Genomic DNA, 18,496 nt, shown 5'->3' with positions numbered 1-18,496 from the left:
ATGCAGAGCGGCCGTTCGGGGTCGGGCGTTTGGATCACTTGCCCTCGACCGGCCTGCACTCTGGGAAGTCGTCGCACCACACGGTCTGCGTCACCGTCACCGTGACGGCGGGGCGGGGTCCGCCCGCGGGCGGCGCGGTGGTGGCGTCGCAGTCGCCGAGGCCCTGGACGTGGAACCACTCCTTGCCGTCGATCTTCGCGGTGAGGTCCCCGCGTACGCACGCGCCGCTGACGGCCCGGGTGACCCGGCCGGTGACGGTGATGTCCTTGCCGTCGTCGGTCTCGCCCTGGCAGTCGACGGCGGCGAGGTCGTCGGCCGTGGCGGAGGGGGACGCGCTGTCCCCGTCGTCGACGGACGCGGTGCACGTCAGCCAGCGCACGTCCGCCTTCTGCCGCTCCAGCTCCGCCGTCACCAACTGGTCGGTGGTGTACGCCACCGTCGCCGAGTTCAGCCCGCCCGCCGGGTCGCAGGCGGCGGCGCCGCCCACGCTGACCACCGCGAACACCACCGCGGCCGCCGTCCGTCGGCCCCGTGGCCGCTTCACCGCTTCCCAAATCCGTCGCAATGCCCCCATGGAGGGCAGCGTCCCACTGTCCCGGCCGTCGCGGTAGAGCACATACGGCCACGCACGGCCCGCGCCTTGCCTAGCCTTGCCGGATGCGGAGGAAGCGCGCCCTGAGAAGGCTCGTGGTGGATTCGGCGACCGCCTATCTGTGGTCGGTGGGGCACCGGCACGGTGCCGGGCGGCCGTGCGAGGAGGTGCTCACGCTGCACCGGGACGGGACCCGGACGCGGATCGTCTTCCGTGAGGGGCCCGGCCGGGCCGTGGCGGGCGGCTACCAGCCCGGCGGATACGTGATCGACGAGCACGGCAACGGGCTCAACCTCAACCAGCCGGGCAACGTGCGCGCCCTCGTCGACGAGGCCGTACGACGCGGACTGCTGCCCGGAGACGGGGACCTGGACGGCTGGGAGCTGCTGCCCGCCGCGGTGGTCAGCCGCGCAGCAGCAGCCACTCCTGAAGCTCCACCAGATTGCCCTCCGGGTCCTTGACGTGGGCCACCCGCAGCCGGTCGGACATGGGTGCCGGACCGTGCAGCAGCTCGGCGCCGCGCGCGGTGATCTCCTCGCAGTACGCGTCGAGGTCGTCCACCCGCAGCACCACCAGCGACCGGTGCCCGCTCGCCGCGTCGCCCAGTTCGCCCAGCATCTCGGCCATCATGGCCCGGTCCTGCAGCGCGACGCCCGCCGAGCCGGTGGCCGGGCTGAACTTCTCGTACGGCCCGTCGACGGCGCCCGACTGCGGCTTGAGGCCGAGGACATCGGCGTAGAAGCGGTAGCAGGCGGCGAAGTCGGTGACCAGCAGCCGGACCTGTGCGAGTTCCATGGCGTGCTCCCCCTGAGGTTCAGGACGTCGTTCAGGACCAGCGGCCGGTGCGCCCGAGCAGCAGGGCCACCGCCGCGGTCCCCGCGGTCGAGGTACGCAGCACGGTACGCCCGAGGACGTACGGCTTCGCGCCCGCCTCCGCGAACAGCGCCAACTCCTCCGGGGACACGCCCCCTTCGGGGCCGACGACCAGCACGATCTCGCCCTCGGTGGGCAGTTCGACCGTGGCGAGGGGCTCCTCACCGCTCTCGTGGAGTACGGCGGCGAAGTCGGCTTTGGCGAGAAGTGCGGCAACCTGTTTGCTGCTCGCGGCGTCCGCGACCTCCGGGAAGCGCACCCGGCGGGACTGCTTGCCCGCCTCCCGTGCGGTGGCCCGCCACTTGGCGAGGGCCTTCAGACCGCGCTCGCCCTTCCACTGCGTGATGCAGCGGGACGCGGCCCACGGGACGATCGCGTCGACGCCGGTCTCCGTCATGGTCTCCACGGCGAGTTCACCGCGGTCGCCCTTCGGCAGGGCCTGCACGACCGTGATGCGGGGCTGCGGCTCGGGCTCCTCCTCGACCGCGCCGAGGTCCACCACCAGCCGGTCCTTGCCCTCGGCGGCCCTGACCACGCCCTCCGCCCAGCGCCCGCGCCCGTCGGTGAGGACGACGTCCTCGCCGGGCCGCAGCCGCTTCACGGAGACGGCGTGCCGTCCCTCGGGGCCGTCGAGCACGAACTGGGGCCCGCCGCGATCGATTTGCTCGACCACGAACACCGGAGCCGTCATCAGAGGGCACCTCCTTGCGCCGGCAGGTTCGACAACGTTGTGCGGGCGGCGGCCAGTTCGCCCATCAGCACCTCCACCAGCTGCCCGGCGGGCATCGCGCGCGCCATCCGGTGCCCCTGCCCCGCCCACAGCGCCATGCCCTGGGCGTCGCCCGCCTTCGCGGCCGCCTTGCGCAGCGGCGCGGTGAGGTGGTGGACGTCGGGGTAGGCGGCGGGCGCGTACGGGCCGTGCTCGCGCAGGAAACGGTTCACCAGGCCGCGTGCCGGGCGGCCGGAGAACGCCCGCGTCAGCTCGGTGCGCACGAACAGCGGGTTGGTCAGGGCCTGCTTGTGCAGGGCGTGCGCGCCGGACTCGTCGGTGGCGAGGAACGCGGTGCCGAGCTGGGCGGCGCTCGCGCCCGCGGCGAGGACGGCGGCGATCTGGCTGCCGCGCATGATGCCGCCCGCGGCGACGAGCGGCAGGGACACGGCCTCGCGGATCTGCGCGAGGAGGGAGAGCAGCCCGATGCCGGTCCCGTCGGTCTCGGACAGGTCCCGGTGCGTGCCCTGGTGTCCGCCGGCCTCGACGCCCTGCACGATCACCGCGTCGGCACCGGCCTGCTCCGCCGCACGCGCCTCGTCGACGCAGGTCGCGGTGACCAGGGTGACCGTCCCGGCGCGGCGCAGGGCCTGCAGCGCCTCGGGGGTGGGCACGCCGAAGTGGAAGGAGACCGCCGGCACGGGGTTGCCCAGCAGGACGGCCAGCTTGGCGTCGTAGCCGTCGTCGCGGCCGCTGTCGGGGTCGCCCAGCTCGGTCTCGTACCAGGCGGCCTCGCCGGCGAGCTGGTGGGCGTAGACGCCGACGGCCGCGGGGTCCGCGTACTCGGGGTGCGGCATGAAGAGGTTCACCCCGAAGGGGCGGGAGGTCAGGCTCCGCAGCTGCTTGATCTCCTGGTACATGCCGTCGGCCGTCTTGTACCCGGCGGCCAGGAACCCCAGCCCGCCGGCCTCGCACACGGCAGCGGCGAGCTTCGGCACGGAGACGCCGCCCGCCATGGGGGCCTGCACGATCGGACAGGGGAGGAGACCGGTCAGCGCGGAGGACATGACCGCATGTTGTCACGTCCTCCGAACAAGTCCGAATCGGCCCTTCCCCTTGGCATAAGCCAACATTTCCCGGGCCTCCAGCAGGAGGCCCAGCTCGCGTCAGCGCCCGTTGAAGGCATCCTTCAGCCGCGAGAAAAGCCCCTGCTGCCCAGGTTGGAACTGCCCGGTAGGCCTTTCCTCGCCGCGGAGCTTGGCCAGCTCGCGCAGCAGGCGTTCCTGCTCCGGGTCGAGCTTGCCCGGGGTCTGGACCTCGACGTGGACGATCAGGTCGCCTCGACCGCCGCCCCGCAGGTGGGTGACACCGCGCCCGTGCAGCGGGATCGACTGGCCGGACTGCGTGCCGGGCCGGATGTCGACCTCCTCCATGCCGTCGAGCGTCTCCAGCGGCACCTTGGTGCCGAGGGCCGCCGCCGTCATCGGGATGGTCACCGTGCAGTGCAGGTCGTCGCCGCGCCGCTGGAACATCGGGTGCGGCAGCTCGTGGATCTCGACGTAGAGGTCACCGGCGGGACCACCGCCGGGGCCGACCTCGCCCTCGCCCGCGAGCTGAATACGCGTGCCGTTGTCCACACCGGCCGGGATCTTGACCGTGAGGGTGCGCCGGGAGCGGACCCGGCCGTCACCCGCGCACTCGGGGCACGGGGTCGGCACGACGGTGCCGAAGCCCTGGCACTGCGGGCAGGGCCGCGAGGTCATGACCTGGCCCAGGAAGGACCGGGTGACCTGCGAGACCTCACCGCGGCCGCGGCACATGTCACACGTCTGCGCCGAGGTGCCGGGCGCGGCGCCCTCGCCGTTGCAGGTGTTGCAGACGATGGCCGTGTCGACCTGGATGTCCTTGGTCGTGCCGAAGGCCGCCTCGTCCAGCTCGACCTCGATCCGGATCATCGCGTCCTGGCCGCGCCGCGTACGCGACCTCGGCCCGCGCTGGGACGCCGTACCGAAGAAGGCGTCCATGATGTCGGAGAAGTTGCCGAAGCCGCCCGCCCCGAAGCCGCCCGCGCCGGCGCCGCCGGACTGCGAGAGCGGGTCGCCGCCGAGGTCGTAGACCTGCTTCTTCTGCGGGTCCGACAGCACCTCGTAGGCGGCGTTGATCTCCTTGAACCGCTCTTGGGTCTTCGGATCGGGGTTGACGTCCGGGTGCAGCTCGCGAGCGAGCCGACGGAAGGCCTTCTTGATCTCTTCCTGCGACGCGTCGCGGCGCACGCCGAGAACGGCGTAGTAGTCCGTGGCCACTTACGACTCCGCCAGGATCTGTCCGACGTACCGTGCCACTGCGCGTACCGCTCCCATCGTTCCCGGGTAATCCATGCGGGTCGGTCCGACCACGCCGAGCTTGGCGACTGCCTCGCCGCCCGAACCGTAGCCGACCGACACCACCGACGTGGAGTTGAGTCCCTCGTAGGCGTTCTCGTGACCGATGCGCACGGTCATGCCCGAATCACCCGCCTCGCCCAGGAGTTTGAGGAGCACGACCTGCTCCTCCAGGGCCTCCAGGACGGGGCGGATGGTGAGGGGGAAGTCATGTCCGAAGCGGGTCAGATTGGCGGTGCCGCCGATCATCAACCGCTCCTCCGTCTGTTCGACGAGTGTCTCCAGGAGGGTGGAGAGCACCGTGTGGACCGTGCCGCGGTCCTCCGGCTCGAAGGCCTCCGGCAGATCCTGCACCAGCTGCGGCACGTCCGTGAAGCGACGGCCCGCGACCCGGCTGTTCAGCCGCGCCCGCAGATCCGCGAGCGAGGCCTCGCCGAACGGCGCCGGGCAGTCGACCATCCGCTGCTCGACCCGGCCGGTGTCGGTGATCAGCACCAGCATCACCCGGGCCGGGGCCATCGACAGCAGCTCCACGTGCCGGACCGTGGACCGGGTCAGCGACGGGTACTGCACGACGGCCACCTGCCGGGTGAGCTGCGCGAGCAGCCGCACCGTGCGGGCCACGACGTCGTCGAGGTCGACGGCGCCGTCGAGGAAGTTCTGGATGGCGCGCCGCTCCGGCGCGGTGAGCGGCTTGACCTCGGCGAGCTTGTCGACGAAGAGCCGGTAGCCCTTGTCGGTCGGGATGCGCCCGGCGCTGGTGTGCGGCTGCGCGATGTAGCCCTCGTCCTCCAGGGCCGCCATGTCGTTGCGCACGGTCGCCGGGGACACGCCCAGGCTGTGCCGCTCGGTGAGCGCCTTGGAACCGACCGGCTCCTCGGTGCCGACATAGTCCTGGACGATGGCACGCAGCACCTGGAGCCTTCGTTCACTGAGCATGCGCACACCTCCAGAAGTCGTCACCTCGGCGCTTCCCCTGGCACTCTGAGCATTCGAGTGCCAGCCTTACCGGCCCAGTGTACGGCGGTCGGGCGGGCTTCCGGCAAGGCAGGTACCGCACCGCCGCGCCAGGTGACGGTGCCACCGCTAGCGTCGCCGTATGACGGTGACTTGGGAAGAGCTGGGGTGGGAGCGGCTGGCGGCCGGGGTCGGCCGGTGCCGCCTGCCGGGCTGGGACTGCACGGCCGGGCTGGTCGTCGGGGAGGGCAACGCGCTGCTGATCGATGCGGGTTCGAGCCTTCGGGAGGGGTCGGAGCTGCGGGCCCGCGCCGAGTGGCTGTCCGGCGGCCGTGTGACCCATCTCGCGCTGACCCACCCCCATTTCGATCATGTCTTCGGGGCTGCGGCGCTGTCGGACGCCGAGGTGTACGGCGCGGTCGGCGTGGCCGCGGCGCTGACGTCCCGGCACGCCCGCGAGGAGCTGCGCGCGGACGCGATCGGCAACGGCCTGGACGAGGAGGCGGCCACGGAGGCGGCGGAGGCGTTGATCGCGCCCGGCCATCATGTCTCCGGCGAGTGGACGCTGGACCTCGGCGGCGGCCGCCAGGTCCTGCTGGCCAACGTCGGCCCCGGCCACACCGCCCATGACCTCGCCGTCCTGGTCCCCGGCTCCCCCGAGGTGGTGTTCTGCGGCGACCTGGTCGAGGAGTCCGGCGAACCCCAGGCGGGCTCCGACGCGGTGCCGTCCCGCTGGCCCGACGCCCTGGACCGCCTGCTGGCCCTCGGCGGCGAGGACGCGCTGTACGTACCCGGTCACGGAGCGGTGGTCGACGCCGGCTTCGTACGACGTCAGCGGGACGAGCTGGCGTCCCGTTTCGGCGTGTCGCCCTGAAGGCGCGGGGGCTTGTTCCTATCGTCATCCGAATGCGCCAGTACTCCGCCGACCTGACCCCTCCCTGGAAGAAGCCGCAGCCCGTCCCTGAGGTCCCGGCCGAGCCCGGTCTGGTCGTCGAGGAGCCCGGCACCGGCTTCTGCGGCGCGGTGATCCGCTGCGAGGCGGGCACGGTCACCCTGGAGGACCGCTTCGGCAAGCACCGCGTCTTCCCCCTGGAACCGCGGGGCTTCCTGCTGGAGGGCCGGGTGGTGACGCTGGTGCGGCCTGCGGCTGGTTCTCCTGTACGTCCCACCCGTACGGCATCCGGCTCGGTCGCGGTGCCCGGCGCCCGGGCCCGCGTGGCCCGCGCCGGCCGCATCTACGTCGAGGGCCGGCACGACGCCGAGCTGGTCGAGAAGGTCTGGGGCGACGACCTGCGCGTCGAGGGCGTGGTGGTGGAGTACCTGGAGGGCGTGGACGACCTGCCGAGGATCGTCGACGACTTCGCCCCCGGCCCGGACGCGCGACTGGGCGTCCTGGTGGACCACCTGGTCCCGGGCTCGAAGGAGTGGCGCATCGCCCAGTCGGTGACGAGTGAGCACGCCCTGGTGGTGGGCCACCCGTACATCGACATCTGGGAGGCGGTGAAGCCGTCGTCGCTGGGGATCGAGGCGTGGCCGCGGGTGCCTCACGGGCAGGACTGGAAGACGGGCGTGTGCCGGGCGCTGGGCTGGCCGTCGGACAACACGGGCGCGGTGTGGCAGGCGATCCTGAAGCGGGTGGGGTCCTACAAGGACCTGGAACCGGCGCTGCTGGGGCGGGTGGAGGAGCTGATCGACTTCGTCACGGGTAGCGGTGCGGCCTGACGTTGGGGAACGTTCCGAATTCGCTGGTGTCCAGTTCGACTCCCAGAATCTCCAGCGGGACTGGGTCGCCGAACTTGATGATCTCCTGGCTGCGGTAGTCGGCGTCATCACCGTCGCCTGCGGGCTTCGTCAGCAGGACGCAGTGCGCCATGATCGGGTCGAGGATGAGGTAGGCGGGGATCTTGCCGGCGGCGTAGATCGAGCGCTTGACGACGTAGTCCTGATGGACGCTGGACTTGGAGACGACCTCGACCACCGCCGTAACCAGCACTGATGGCAAAAGATGCCCTGACGTGGGCAGTACATCCGGCGCCGCGACAACCAAATCCGGGACGAGCACGCTCTCCTCGCCGACGATGTCGACGTCCTGCGTCTGGATGGGATACCAGCGGTCCATAGGGATCTGCCGCTGGGCGTGCAGCACGATCAGGTTGTGCACCAGATCTGGGCCGGCCATCATCACGATCACCCCCCGGAGGAGCTCCATCTTGACGCCCTCAGGAGGTTCGAGTTCGTCGAAGATCTTCACCATGCCGGTGGTCATCGGTCGGTCGTCCACAGCGGTCATCTCCGCAGCCCTCCGGTATCCGCCACCGTCAATTACGGCGGCAGCCTACGAACCAGGTTAGGGACCGAACCGGCGTTCCGGAGGTATTCACTCGCCGGAGTGATCAGTCCACCAGATCCCGCACCACCGCATCCGCCAGCAACCGCCCCCGCAGCGTCAACACCGCACGCCCCTCCTCGTACGGCCCCTCCTGGAGCAGCCCCTCCGAAAGCGCCCGCCGCGAAGCCGCAAGCCCCTCCTCCCGCAGCAGCGACAGCGGCACCCCCTCCCGCAGCCGCAGCTCCAGCAGAATCCGCTCCACCCGCCGGTCCTCCTCGGACAGCAGCTCACGCCCCGCCCCCGGCGAGCGCCCCTCCGCCAGTGCCGCCGCGTACGCCCCCGGATGCTTGACGTTCCACCAGCGCACCCCGCCCACGTGCGAGTGGGCGCCCGGCCCCGCGCCCCACCAGTCGGCGCCGCGCCAGTACAGCTCGTTGTGCAGGCAGCGGCCCGCGTCCGAGGTGGCCCAGTTGGAGACCTCGTACCAGTCGAAGCCCGCCTGCCCGAGCATTTCCTCGGCGATGAGGTACCGGTCCGCGTGGACGTCGTCGTCGGTCATCGGGACCTCGCCCCGGCGGATGCGGCGCGCGAGCTGGGTGCCCTCCTCGACGATCAGGGCGTACGCGCTGATGTGGTCGGGGCCGGCGCCGAGCGCCGCCTCCAGCGAGGCCCGCCAGTCGTCGTCCGACTCGCCCGGGGTGCCGTAGATCAGGTCGAGGTTGACGTGCTCGAAGCCGGCCGCGCGCGCCTCCGCCACGCATGCCTCGGGGCGTCCCGGCGTATGGGTGCGGTCCAGGATCTTCAGGACGTGCTGCCTGGCGCTCTGCATGCCGAAGGAGATGCGGTTGAAGCCGCCCTCGCGCAGGGTGCTCAGGTACGCCGGGTCGACCGACTCCGGGTTCGCCTCCGTGGTCACCTCGGCGTCGGGCGCCAGGCCGAACTCGTCGCGGACGGCCCCCAGCATCCGTACGAGATCATCGGCGGCCAGCAGGGTCGGCGTGCCGCCGCCGACGAAGACGGTACGGACCTCGCGCGGGTCGTCGCCCAGCACCTTCCGCGCGAGGCGGATCTCGTCGATCAGCGTCTCGGCGTAGTTGTCGCGGGAGGCCAGCACCCCGCCCGTGCCGCGCAGCTCGGTCGCGGTGTAGGTGTTGAAGTCGCAGTAGCCGCAGCGGGTCGCGCAGTACGGAACGTGCAGATAGAAGCCGAGGGGCCGGTCGGCCGCGCCGGCGAGCGCGGAGGCGGGCAGCGCGCCGTCGGCGGGGACGGGCTCGCCGTCGGGGAGTGCGGAAGGCATGTCTTCCAGTGTCCCCCATGTCCGAGGTGGCTCTATTCCGCCTGGAGCACCAGCAGCGCCAGGTCGTCCTCCGGCGGCTGCCCGCCGAAGTCGTGCACGAGCCGGCGGATGCGTTCCGCGATCAGCTCGGCGTCCAGTCCGGCACATCCGGCGAGGGCGGTGGCGAGGCCGTCGGCGTCGTCGAACTGGCGGATGCCGTCGCGCCGCTCGGTGACCCCGTCCGTGACGCACAGCAGACTGTCGCCGGGCCACAGCTCGAAGGTCTCGCTGGTGTACGTCTCGTCCTCGACGACCCCGAGCAGGGTCTGCGGCCGTGCCGCCGTACGGACGCTGCCGTCCGCCCCGAGGAGCAGCGGCAGCGGGTGGCCCGCGGAGGCCAGGGTGCAGCGGACCCCGCCGCCCTCCAACGGCACGAGTTCGCCGTACAGCAGGGACAGGAAGCGGGTCTGCGGGCCGTCGCCGGGCCCGCCGGGGCCGACGAGGGCGCGGGCGGCGGCGTCGGCGGCCTCGGTGGCGTCGTCGAGGAGGAGCTGGTTGAGGCGGTCGAGGACGTCGGCGACGCGGTAGCCCTCGCGGGCCAGCAGCCGCAGCCAGGGCCGGGCCAGGCCGATGACGACGGCGGCCTCGGGGCCCTTGCCCTGGACGTCCCCGACGGCGAAGCACCAGCGGCCGTGGCCGGCCGGGAAGAGGTCGTAGAAGTCGCCGCTCGGGCCGCCCTTGTCGCACGGCTCGTAGACGAGCGCGCTGCGCACCCCGGGGATCTGGGCGACCGCGCCGGGCAGCAGTCCGCGCTGGAGGACGGCGCTGATGGTGGCCTGGCGCGCGTACTGGCGGGCCGCGCCGATCGCGAGGGCGACGCGGCGGGCGAGGTCCTCGACGAGGCCGGTGATCTCGTCGGGGAAGCGCAGGATGCCGGCGCGGCCGATGACGAGGGTGCCCAGCGGGCGTCCGCCGGCGATCAGCCGGTAGGCGAGCGCCGAGCCGTGCGGGGCGCCGGGGGCGAGCGCGGCGGCGGGCCAGGGGTAGGCCTCGGGGCCCGAGCGCAGGCCGTCGGTCGGGCGGGGCGGTTCCTTCTCCAGGACGCGGCGCAGTTCCTCGATACGGTCCTCGTGGCCGTGCCAGACCCGGCCGAGGCGGGGTCCGGGCAGCCCGCCGCCCTCGCTCCAGCCGCGTCCGGTGGCCTCGTCCTCAAGCCAGATCGCACACCAGTCGGCGAGCCTCGGCACGAGCAGCTGGCCGGTGAGCGCGGCGACCAGGTTCTCGTCGAGCTGCCCGGCGAGGAGGTCGGAGGCCTCGGCGAGGAAGGACAGCGCGCCGCGTCCCAGCCAGTCCCCGTCGTGCTCCGCGCACCGGCCCTCCGGCGCGAGGAGCGCGGCCGCGTCGAGGGCGCCCTCCGGTGCACAGCCTCCGCTGTCCTCGGGCGTCAGCCGCGCCCACACCGTCTTGGCGCCCTTGCGGTAGGTGACGCCCCAGGCCTCGGCGAGCCCCGCGACCAGCCGCAGGCCCCGCCCGTACTCCTGCGCCTCCGGGGTGGTGCTGCGGGGCGGGCGGGCCGGATGCCGGTCGGTCACCTCGACGACGAGGGCGCCGCAGCCGTCCTCCAGCCGGCAGTACAGCTCGACGTCCGTCCCGGCGTGCACGACGGCGTTGGTGACCAGCTCACTGACGACCACCAGCGCGTCCCCGACCAGCCGCTCCGTGTCGGGCACCCACTCCTGGAAGGCAGCCCGCGCCAGCGCTCGCGCGATCCCGGGCGCCGGCGGCCCTCCGGCCAGCTTCGTACGGAGCTCGGAGGGTCGCGCGGAGGCAACGGTCTCCCGTTGCACCGGAATGGCCCTCATGGACAACTCCCCGAGCTTTCGGACGTATTGACCTCGGTCTGCCGCCAGAGTGACAGACAGGTCGTGTCCAAAAGCGGGGAGTTACCGAAGTAGACCGCCTTGGGGGTGTTCTGTGCTACGGAGGTGGAAGAACCCGACCGTTTTCACGCGTCATGGGGATGGTGGTCAGGGGCGCGGGGCTGTGTCGATCTGCGGCTCCGCCGCGTGGGCGCGATCAACCACGCCGCACGCGAGGCCGCCGAACAGCCCCCGCCACCCCCTCACGCTTCGCGCGTGCCTTCGTACATCTCCTCCAGCAGATGCTTGTACTCCCGCTCGACGACCGGCCGCTTCAGCTTCAGGCTCGGCGTGATCTCCCCGTGCTCCACATCGAGATCCCGCGGCAGCAGCCGGAACTTCTTGATCGTCTGCCACCTCTGCAGGCCGGAGTTGAGCTCCTGGATGTAGCCCTCGACCATCTCCACGGTGGCGGGGGCCGCGACGATCTCGGCGTACGACTTGTCCTTGAGCCCGTGCTCCGCGGCCCAGCCGCTGATCGCGGCCTCGTCGAGCGCGATGAGCGCGGTGCAGAAGTTCCGGTCGGCGCCGTGGACGAGGATGTTGGAGACGAAGGGGCACACGGCCTTGAACTGTCCCTCGATCTCGGTCGGCGCGACGTACTTGCCGCCCGAGGTCTTGAACAGGTCCTTCTTGCGGTCGGTGATGCGCAGGTAGCCGTCGGGGGACAGCTCGCCGATGTCGCCGGTGTGGAACCAGCCGTCGGCCTCCAGGACCTCGGCGGTCTTCTCGGGCAGGTTGTGGTAGCCCTCCATGATGCCGGGGCCGCGCAGCAGGATCTCGCCGTCGTCGGCGATACGCACCTCGCAGCCGGGCAGCGGCTTGCCGACGGTGCCGGTGCGGTAGGCCTCGCCGGGGTTGACGAAGGACGCGGCGGAGGTCTCGGTCAGGCCGTAGCCCTCCAGGATGTGGATGCCGGCGCCGGCGAAGAAGTAGCCGATCTCGGGGGCGAGGGCGACCGAGCCGGAGACACAGGCGCGCAGGTTGCCGCCGAAGGCCTCGCGCAGCTTGGAGTAGACGAGCGTGTCGGCGACCTTGTGCTTGGTGGCGAGGCCGAAGGGCGCGCTCGCGGTGCCGGTGCGGCGGAAGTTGTCCTGGGTGACCTTGGCGTACTCGCGGGCGACCTCGGCCGCCCACTGGAAGATCTTGTACTTGGCGGCGCCGCCGGCGCGGGCCTTGGCGGCGACGCCGTTGTAGACCTTCTCGAAGATGCGGGGCACGGCCGCCATGTAGGTCGGCTGGACGACCGGCAGGTTGTCGATGATCTTGTCGACGCGGCCGTCGACGGCGGTGACGTGGCCGACCTCGATCTGCCCGGAGGTGAGCACCTTGCCGAAGACATGGGCGAGCGGCAGCCACAGGTACTGCACGTCGTCGGCGGTGATCAGGCCGGTCGCGGCGATCGCCTTCGCCATGTACGACCAGTTGTCGTGCGGCAGGCGCACACCCTTGGGGCGGCCGGTGGTGCCGGAGGTGTAGATGAGGGTGGCGAGCTGGTCGCTGGTGATCGCGGCGACCCGCTCCTTGATCAGCTCGGGGTCCTTCTCCAGCCGGGCGGCACCCCGGCTCTCCAGCTCGGCGAGGGAGAGGATCCAGTCGCCGGTCTCCACGCCCTCGGCGTCGATCACCACGACATGGGTGAGCTCGGGCAGCTCGGCGCGCTTCTCGACGGCCTTGGCGAGCTGCTCGGCGTTCTCCGCGATGAGCACCCGGCTGCCGGAGTCGGCGAGGATGTACGCCGCCTCGTCCGCGTTGGTCTGCGGGTAGATGGTGGTGGTGGCCGCGCCGGCGCACATGATGCCCAGGTCGGCCAGCAGCCACTCGAGGCGGGTGGCGGCGGCGAGGGCGACGCGCTGCTCGGCCTGGACACCGAGCTCGATGAGTCCGGCCGCGACGGCGTAGACGCGGTCGGCGGCCTGGGCCCAGCTCAGCGACTTCCACTCGTCGGGGCCCTGACCGGACGGGGCTGGTACGGGGTACCGGTACGCCTCGGCGTCCGGCGTCGCCGCCACGCGCTCCAGGAAGAGGCCCGCCACGGAGGGCGGACGGTTCTCGATCAGGGTCTGTGTGTCGCTCACGACGTCCTCCGGGGCCCGCGACGATGCGGCTGGCTCAGTGGCTGTTTTTCACTCACGTGCCGTTGTTTAACTCGTGAGTAACTATCGAGCAGGGACAGGGTAGAGCCCGGCCGCCCGCTGCGTAAGAGTCCGCGCCCTGTCACTTCCTACAGATACATACCCGCCACATGCGAGGGGCCCGCCGCGCTTTTGCACGACGGGCCCCTCGATGTCCGTTTTGCGGGTGTGCTGCGGGTTACTTCTTGGCCTTGCCCGACCCCGCGCTGTCATCGCTGGAGAGCACCGCGATGAAGGCCTCCTGCGGAACCTCCACGGAACCCACCATCTTCATCCGCTTCTTGCCTTCCTTCTGCTTCTCCAGCAGCTTCCGCTTACGGGAGATGTCACCGCCGTAGCACTTGGCGAGGACGTCCTTGCGGATGGCGCGGATGGTCTCGCGGGCGATGACCCGGGAGCCGATGGCCGCCTGGATCGGCACCTCGAAGGCCTGCCGCGGGATGAGCTCGCGCAGCTTGGCGACGAGCCGCACACCATAGGCGTACGCCGCGTCCTTGTGCGTGATCGCGGAGAAGGCGTCCACCTTGTCGCCGTGCAGCAGGATGTCGACCTTGACCAGGCTGGAGGTCTGCTCGCCGGTGGGCTCGTAGTCCAGCGAGGCGTAGCCACGGGTCTTGGACTTCAGCTGGTCGAAGAAGTCGAAGACGATCTCCGCGAGCGGCAGGGTGTAGCGGATCTCGACCCGGTCCTCGGAGAGGTAGTCCATGCCGAGGAGGGTGCCGCGCCGGGTCTGGCACAGCTCCATGATCGAGCCGATGAACTCGGTCGGCGCGAGGATCGTGGCCCGCACGACCGGCTCGTACACCTCGTTGATCTTGCCTTCGGGGAACTCGCTCGGGTTGGTGACGGTGTGCTCGCTGCCGTCCTCCATCACGACCCGGTAGACCACGTTCGGCGCGGTGGCGATCAGGTCGAGCCCGAACTCGCGCTCCAGCCGCTCACGGATCACGTCGAGGTGCAGCAGCCCCAGGAAGCCGACGCGGAAGCCGAAGCCGAGCGCGGCGGAGGTCTCCGGCTCGTAGACCAGCGCGGCGTCGTTGAGCTGGAGCTTGTCGAGCGCCTCACGCAGCTCCGGGTAGTCGGACCCGTCCAGCGGATACAGGCCCGAGAAGACCATCGGCTTCGGGTCCTTGTAGCCGCCGAGCGCCTCCGTCGCGCCCTTGTGCTGGCTGGTGACGGTGTCACCGACCTTGGACTGGCGAACGTCCTTCACACCGGTGATGAGGTAGCCCACCTCACCGACCCCGAGGCCGTCGGCGCCCAGCATCTCGGGCGAGTTGGTGCCGATCTCCAGCAGCTCGTGCGTGGCACCGGTCGACATCATCTTGATGCGCTCGCGCTTGTTGAGCTGGCCGTCGATGACACGGACGTACGTCACGACACCGCGGTAGGAGTCGTAGACGGAGTCGAAGATCATGGCGCGCGCGGGCGCGTCCTTGACGCCGACCGGCGCGGGGACCTCGGCGACGACCTTGTCCAGCAGCGCGTCGACACCGACACCGGTCTTCGCGGAGACCCTGAGCACGTCGGACGGGTCGCATCCGACCAGGTTGGCGAGCTCCTCGGCGAACTTCTCGGGCTGCGCGGCCGGCAGGTCGATCTTGTTCAGTACGGGGATGATCGTGAGGTCGTTCTCCATCGCCAGGTAGAGGTTGGCGAGGGTCTGGGCCTCGATGCCCTGGGCGGCGTCGACGAGGAGGATGGTCCCCTCACAGGCGGCCAGCGACCGCGAGACCTCATAGGTGAAGTCGACGTGCCCCGGGGTGTCGATCATGTTGAGGATGTGCGTGTTGCTCTTGTCGTGGGTCGGGGCCCACGGCAGACGCACCGCCTGGGACTTGATCGTGATGCCGCGCTCGCGCTCGATGTCCATGCGGTCGAGGTACTGAGCGCGCATCTGCCGCTGCTCGACCACACCGGTCAGCTGGAGCATCCGGTCGGCGAGCGTGGACTTGCCGTGGTCGATGTGCGCGATGATGCAGAAATTGCGGATCAGAGCCGGGTCGGTACGGCTCGGCTCGGGCACATTGTTAGGGGTCGCGGGCACGCAGGGTCCTGTCTCTTGAGGCGCCTTATGCCTCGGGTCGGATCGATACGTAGCCTCCATGGTCCCACGGGCGGCGACCGGCGGCTGGTTTGGGCTGGCCGCGGGGGCACTGGTAGCCTGGGTGGCTGTGTCTCATGCCCTCTCAGCGCGAGGCACGTCATCAAGAAATCACTCGGTACGGGATGCGGGGGCCGTCGGCCCTTCTCGTTCTGTGCCTGAACCTGAAAAGGCTCATTCGTGGCGAACATCAAGTCCCAGATCAAGCGGATCAAGACCAACGAGAAGGCTCGGCTGCGCAACAAGGCCGTCAAGTCCTCCCTGAAGACCGCCATCCGCAAGGCCCGCGAGGCCGCTGCCGCGGGTGACGTCGAGAAGGCCACCGAGTACCAGCGCGCCGCTGCGCGTCAGCTCGACAAGGCCGTCTCGAAGGGCGTCATCCACAAGAACCAGGCCGCCAACAAGAAGTCGGCGCTTGCTTCCAAGGTCGTCGCGCTCAAGGGCTGACCCTTTCTGATCTGACCGCTGGAAGGACCCAGGGCGGGCCCTCTCTCATCCGCCCCCGACCAGCCCCCCGAGCCTGTACGCGGCCTGCGTTCGCCACGCGGGTACGGGCTCAAGAGCTTGAACAGCTTGAACCTGAGGCCCCGGTCTTCCTCCCTTCCCCGGGAGGAGGCCGGGGCCTTTGGTGTTTGCGGTCGGTGGGCGGGCCGGTTCGCGGACCGTGCGCGGTCGGCCGGTCCGTCCCGTTTGCGCGGGGGTCAGGTCCAGAAGTCGTTGTCCTTGTCGATGTCGTCCACGCAGAGGTCGATGTCGGTGGCCTTGTCCCCGACGATCCGGAAGAGGAGGCACTCGTCCATCTCGATGCGCTTGGCTCCCCGCCGGGCGGTCGCGTGGTGGACGCCGACGGCATGCCCGCGCCCGTCCACGAGCACCTTCTGCAGCTCGATCCGCAGACTGCCGCCCGTCTCCTCGAAGAGCCTGCCGTACAGCCCGATGATCGCGTCCTGCCCCTTGTAGTCACCTGAGAGCTGGTGGCTTCCGGGCACATGCTGGGTACAGTCCGCCGTCATCAGCTCCCGCAGCGCGTCCATGTCCCCGCGCTGGAACGCCTCATAACCCTTACGGACCAGCTGCGCATGGGGGTGTTCAGCCATGGCGACCGCCACCTCTCCTCGTTCGGCGTTGGATGGCTGCCAGACACGATTTTCCTCCCGGGGGAGGCAGTCGTCCTGCGGGACCGCCGACTTCCACAGCGGGGCCCCTCGGCGCTCGGCCCGGACGGCTCAGCGGCCTCGGGAACGGGCCGCTCGCGCGATGATCACCACGGCTTTCTCCAGGGCGTACTCGGGATCGTCGCCGCCGCCCTTCACTCCGGCGTCCGCCTCCGCCACGGCCCGCAGCGCGACGGACACGCCGTCGGGGGTCCAGCCGCGCATCTGCTGACGCACCCGGTCGATCTTCCAGGGGGGCATGCCCAGCTCGCGCGCGAGGTCGGCGGGGCGGCCTCCCCGGGCCGAGGACAGCTTCCCGATCGCCCGCACGCCCTGCGCGAGCGCGCTGGTGATCATCACCGGGGCCACACCGGTCGACAACGACCACCGCAGCGCCTCCAGCGCCTCGGCAGCCCTGCCCTCCACGGCCCGGTCGGCGACCGTGAAGCTCGACGCCTCGGCACGGCCGGTGTAGTACCGCCCGACGACGGCCTCGTCGATCGTCCCCTCGACATCCGCGACCAACTGCGCCACCGCGGAGGCCAGCTCCCGCAGATCACTGCCGATGGCGTCGACGAGCGCCTGACAGGCCTCGGGTGTCGCGGACCGCCCCTTCGCCCGGAACTCCTGCCGCACGAACGCCAGCCGGTCCGCGGGCTTGGTCATCTTGGGACACGCCACCTCCCGCGCCCCGACCTTGCGCGCGGCGTCCAGCAGCCCCTTGCCCTTCGCGCCACCGGCGTGCAGCAGCACCAGCGTGATCTCCTCGGCCGGCGCCGACAGATACGCCTTCACATCCTTGATCGTGTCGGCCGACAGATCCTGCGCATTGCGCACCACCACGACCTTCCGCTCCGCGAACAGCGACGGACTCGTCAACTCCGCGAGCGTGCCGGGCTGCAACTGGTCCGACGTCAGGTCCCGCACATCCGTGTCGGCATCCGCGGCCTTCGCAGCAGCCACCACCTCCTGCACCGCACGGTCGAGCAGAAGGTCCTCCTGCCCCACCGCAAGCGTCACCGGGGCAAGAGGGTCGTCATTCGCAGTCTTCCTGGCCATCGCCCCAAGCATGTCACGCCCCACCGACAATCCTCCCGCCGTCGCTGATGCCCCGGCCGGGGGCGGCGACGAGGCCGGGCCGGGCCAACGTCCCGTGTATGGCAGACACGCCCCGAAGGCCACGGGGTGACCGCGCCTTGCCCTCCAGCTACGAAAGCCACTCGCCCAGCTGGCCGCGCACAGACGCCCGGTCGTCCTGGCCCCGCGCCGACGGCTTGCCACGCTCACCACACAGACACGTTGCCGTCCTGGCTACGACAGACACCGGCCGAGCCGGCCACGGTCACACACCTGGCCGTCCGGCCGCACGCAGACGGCATGCCGCCCTCGCGCGCAGGTGCGTGGCCCTCTCGGCCACGGCAGACGCCCGCTACCCTGGCCACGCTCAGACACCTGGCACCCCTCCCAGCCACGGCAGACGCCCGCCACCCTGGCCACGCTCAGACACCCGGCCATCCCCGCTGCGGGCAGTCGTGCCGCTGGGGCGGCACGGGTGGGCGCAGCGGCACCCCGCCAGCGCGGGCGAGCGTCACGCCCCGGGCTCAGCCAACACGCCGAGGACCCGCCAAGAAGGTCGGCCTACGGCTCCTCACGCCACCCGTCCCACTCCCCGGCGAACTCATCGAGCTCCCGAGGATCGAGCCTCCCCTCTTCGTCCCGCAGCACGACCAGCCACTGCGCATCCTCCGCGTCGTCCTCCCCGGCCAGCGCATCCCGAAGCAGCCGGGGCTCCTCATCGACGGCGAACCGCTCCCCCAGCGCCTCCGCCACCTCCTCCGCGGCATCACGATCGGGCAGCACCAGCACATGTCTCACATCACTCACGCCCCCATTTTCCGCCACGGCCCTCGCCTTGAGGTCGCCGAGGGTCCCGAGGTCGCCGAGGGTCCCAAGGTCGCCGAGGGCCCCGAGGCCTCCGAGCGTCCCAAGGTCGACGAGGTCCCCGACCTGGACCATCCCCACCGCCCCGAGACCTGACCCGCAACCCTGAGCCCCCGCACCGTCGGC

Annotated in this window: 19 protein-coding genes; 5 read left to right on the top strand and 14 right to left on the bottom strand. The window is 71.1% G+C overall.

Annotated features, from left to right (window positions below; genetic code table 11):
* Positions 1-34: 34 nt before the first annotated feature.
* A complete protein-coding gene (locus RKD23_RS25390; RefSeq protein ID WP_424855762.1) occupies positions 35-574 on the bottom strand; it encodes a hypothetical protein in 540 nt (179 codons plus the stop codon).
* Positions 575-657: 83 nt separating this feature from the next.
* Between RKD23_RS25390 and RKD23_RS25385 the strand changes: the two genes are divergently transcribed.
* A complete protein-coding gene (locus RKD23_RS25385; protein WP_424855761.1) occupies positions 658-1,053 on the top strand; it encodes a hypothetical protein in 396 nt (131 codons plus the stop codon).
* Here the strand turns inward: RKD23_RS25385 and RKD23_RS25380 are convergent.
* The 5 genes from RKD23_RS25380 to hrcA all read right to left on the bottom strand — a co-directional run bounded on the left by RKD23_RS25380 (position 995) and on the right by hrcA (position 5,494).
* Entirely contained in the window at positions 995-1,387 is a 393-nt protein-coding gene (locus RKD23_RS25380) for a VOC family protein (RefSeq protein ID WP_424855760.1), read from the bottom strand. The two genes, RKD23_RS25385 and RKD23_RS25380, sit on opposite strands and share 59 nt — an antisense overlap.
* A gap of 31 nt (positions 1,388-1,418) precedes the next feature.
* On the bottom strand, positions 1,419-2,156 hold the full coding sequence (locus RKD23_RS25375; protein ID WP_424855759.1) for a 16S rRNA (uracil(1498)-N(3))-methyltransferase: 738 nt from the start codon (positions 2,154-2,156) through the stop codon (positions 1,419-1,421).
* Entirely contained in the window at positions 2,156-3,241 is a 1,086-nt protein-coding gene (locus tag RKD23_RS25370) for a nitronate monooxygenase (RefSeq protein ID WP_424855758.1), read from the bottom strand. Before RKD23_RS25370 ends, RKD23_RS25375 begins: the two co-directional genes overlap by 1 nt.
* Before the next feature lie 99 nt (positions 3,242-3,340).
* On the bottom strand, positions 3,341-4,477 hold the full coding sequence (gene dnaJ / locus RKD23_RS25365) for a molecular chaperone DnaJ (protein ID WP_424855757.1): 1,137 nt from the start codon (positions 4,475-4,477) through the stop codon (positions 3,341-3,343).
* Positions 4,478-5,494 (bottom strand): heat-inducible transcriptional repressor HrcA, encoded by a 1,017-nt coding sequence (hrcA, locus tag RKD23_RS25360; RefSeq protein WP_404035385.1) that lies wholly within the window; start codon positions 5,492-5,494, stop codon positions 4,478-4,480.
* A gap of 160 nt (positions 5,495-5,654) precedes the next feature.
* Here hrcA and RKD23_RS25355 point away from each other — a divergent pair, with 160 nt between their 5' ends.
* Entirely contained in the window at positions 5,655-6,386 is a 732-nt protein-coding gene (locus RKD23_RS25355; RefSeq protein ID WP_424855756.1) for an MBL fold metallo-hydrolase, read from the top strand.
* Positions 6,387-6,418: 32 nt separating this feature from the next.
* Positions 6,419-7,234, top strand: coding sequence for a DUF3097 domain-containing protein (locus RKD23_RS25350; RefSeq protein WP_424855755.1), 816 nt, complete (start codon positions 6,419-6,421; stop codon positions 7,232-7,234).
* Here RKD23_RS25350 and RKD23_RS25345 read toward each other — a convergent pair.
* The 5 genes from RKD23_RS25345 to lepA form a co-directional block, all read right to left on the bottom strand.
* Complete coding sequence (locus RKD23_RS25345; RefSeq protein WP_424855754.1) at positions 7,212-7,802, bottom strand: Uma2 family endonuclease; 591 nt, start codon at positions 7,800-7,802, stop codon at positions 7,212-7,214. The genes RKD23_RS25350 and RKD23_RS25345 overlap by 23 nt on opposite strands.
* Before the next feature lie 103 nt (positions 7,803-7,905).
* On the bottom strand, positions 7,906-9,138 hold the full coding sequence (hemW, locus tag RKD23_RS25340; RefSeq protein ID WP_424855753.1) for a radical SAM family heme chaperone HemW: 1,233 nt from the start codon (positions 9,136-9,138) through the stop codon (positions 7,906-7,908).
* Between the two features lie 32 nt (positions 9,139-9,170).
* Positions 9,171-10,979 (bottom strand): SpoIIE family protein phosphatase, encoded by a 1,809-nt coding sequence (locus tag RKD23_RS25335; protein ID WP_424855752.1) that lies wholly within the window; start codon positions 10,977-10,979, stop codon positions 9,171-9,173.
* A 260-nt stretch (positions 10,980-11,239) separates the two neighbouring features.
* Positions 11,240-13,114 carry an AMP-dependent synthetase/ligase gene (locus RKD23_RS25330; protein ID WP_424855751.1) on the bottom strand — a complete coding sequence of 625 codons (1,875 nt, stop codon included), beginning with the start codon at positions 13,112-13,114 and terminating at the stop codon, positions 11,240-11,242.
* Between the two features lie 235 nt (positions 13,115-13,349).
* Positions 13,350-15,218 carry a translation elongation factor 4 gene (lepA, locus tag RKD23_RS25325; protein ID WP_399641416.1) on the bottom strand — a complete coding sequence of 623 codons (1,869 nt, stop codon included), beginning with the start codon at positions 15,216-15,218 and terminating at the stop codon, positions 13,350-13,352.
* A 237-nt stretch (positions 15,219-15,455) separates the two neighbouring features.
* Here lepA and rpsT point away from each other — a divergent pair, with 237 nt between their 5' ends.
* Positions 15,456-15,722, top strand: coding sequence for a 30S ribosomal protein S20 (gene rpsT / locus RKD23_RS25320; protein WP_007503526.1), 267 nt, complete (start codon positions 15,456-15,458; stop codon positions 15,720-15,722).
* A gap of 254 nt (positions 15,723-15,976) precedes the next feature.
* On the opposite strand, the gene RKD23_RS25315 is transcribed toward rpsT, so the two are convergent.
* The 3 genes from RKD23_RS25315 to RKD23_RS25305 all read right to left on the bottom strand — a co-directional run bounded on the left by RKD23_RS25315 (position 15,977) and on the right by RKD23_RS25305 (position 18,313).
* Complete coding sequence (locus RKD23_RS25315; RefSeq protein ID WP_424855750.1) at positions 15,977-16,372, bottom strand: nuclear transport factor 2 family protein; 396 nt, start codon at positions 16,370-16,372, stop codon at positions 15,977-15,979.
* 129 nt (positions 16,373-16,501) lie between these two features.
* Positions 16,502-17,488: a DNA polymerase III subunit delta gene (gene holA, locus RKD23_RS25310; protein ID WP_424855749.1), complete on the bottom strand. Its 987-nt coding sequence runs from the start codon at positions 17,486-17,488 to the stop codon at positions 16,502-16,504.
* Positions 17,489-18,067: 579 nt separating this feature from the next.
* The gene (locus tag RKD23_RS25305; protein WP_424855748.1) at positions 18,068-18,313 is read right to left on the bottom strand and encodes a hypothetical protein; all 246 of its coding nucleotides are present in this window, start codon (positions 18,311-18,313) and stop codon (positions 18,068-18,070) included.
* Here RKD23_RS25305 and RKD23_RS25300 point away from each other — a divergent pair.
* Complete coding sequence (locus tag RKD23_RS25300; RefSeq protein WP_424855747.1) at positions 18,296-18,466, top strand: hypothetical protein; 171 nt, start codon at positions 18,296-18,298, stop codon at positions 18,464-18,466. The two genes, RKD23_RS25305 and RKD23_RS25300, sit on opposite strands and share 18 nt — an antisense overlap.
* The last annotated feature ends 30 nt before the right edge of the window (positions 18,467-18,496 follow it).

The organism is Streptomyces sp. SAI-170 (assembly GCF_049739565.1).
Taxonomy (GTDB): Bacteria; Actinomycetota; Actinomycetes; order Streptomycetales; family Streptomycetaceae; genus Streptomyces.
This window is presented reverse-complemented; position numbering and strand designations above follow the sequence as displayed.

What these genes read in the sequence shown, in the direction of transcription:
- RKD23_RS25390 (WP_424855762.1), bottom strand. Translation starts at nt 574, where the DNA reads ATGGGGGCATTGCGACGGATTTGGGAAGCGGTGAAGCGGCCACGGGGC.
- RKD23_RS25385 (WP_424855761.1), top strand. Translation starts at nt 658, where the DNA reads ATGCGGAGGAAGCGCGCCCTGAGAAGGCTCGTGGTGGATTCGGCGACC.
- RKD23_RS25380 (WP_424855760.1), bottom strand. Translation starts at nt 1,387, where the DNA reads ATGGAACTCGCACAGGTCCGGCTGCTGGTCACCGACTTCGCCGCCTGC.
- RKD23_RS25375 (WP_424855759.1), bottom strand. Translation starts at nt 2,156, where the DNA reads ATGACGGCTCCGGTGTTCGTGGTCGAGCAAATCGATCGCGGCGGGCCC.
- RKD23_RS25370 (WP_424855758.1), bottom strand. Translation starts at nt 3,241, where the DNA reads ATGTCCTCCGCGCTGACCGGTCTCCTCCCCTGTCCGATCGTGCAGGCC.
- hrcA (WP_404035385.1), bottom strand. Translation starts at nt 5,494, where the DNA reads ATGCTCAGTGAACGAAGGCTCCAGGTGCTGCGTGCCATCGTCCAGGAC.
- RKD23_RS25355 (WP_424855756.1), top strand. Translation starts at nt 5,655, where the DNA reads ATGACGGTGACTTGGGAAGAGCTGGGGTGGGAGCGGCTGGCGGCCGGG.
- RKD23_RS25350 (WP_424855755.1), top strand. Translation starts at nt 6,419, where the DNA reads ATGCGCCAGTACTCCGCCGACCTGACCCCTCCCTGGAAGAAGCCGCAG.
- RKD23_RS25345 (WP_424855754.1), bottom strand. Translation starts at nt 7,802, where the DNA reads ATGACCGCTGTGGACGACCGACCGATGACCACCGGCATGGTGAAGATC.
- hemW (WP_424855753.1), bottom strand. Translation starts at nt 9,138, where the DNA reads ATGCCTTCCGCACTCCCCGACGGCGAGCCCGTCCCCGCCGACGGCGCG.
- RKD23_RS25335 (WP_424855752.1), bottom strand. Translation starts at nt 10,979, where the DNA reads ATGAGGGCCATTCCGGTGCAACGGGAGACCGTTGCCTCCGCGCGACCC.
- RKD23_RS25315 (WP_424855750.1), bottom strand. Translation starts at nt 16,372, where the DNA reads ATGGCTGAACACCCCCATGCGCAGCTGGTCCGTAAGGGTTATGAGGCG.
- holA (WP_424855749.1), bottom strand. Translation starts at nt 17,488, where the DNA reads ATGGCCAGGAAGACTGCGAATGACGACCCTCTTGCCCCGGTGACGCTT.
- RKD23_RS25300 (WP_424855747.1), top strand. Translation starts at nt 18,296, where the DNA reads ATGTCTCACATCACTCACGCCCCCATTTTCCGCCACGGCCCTCGCCTT.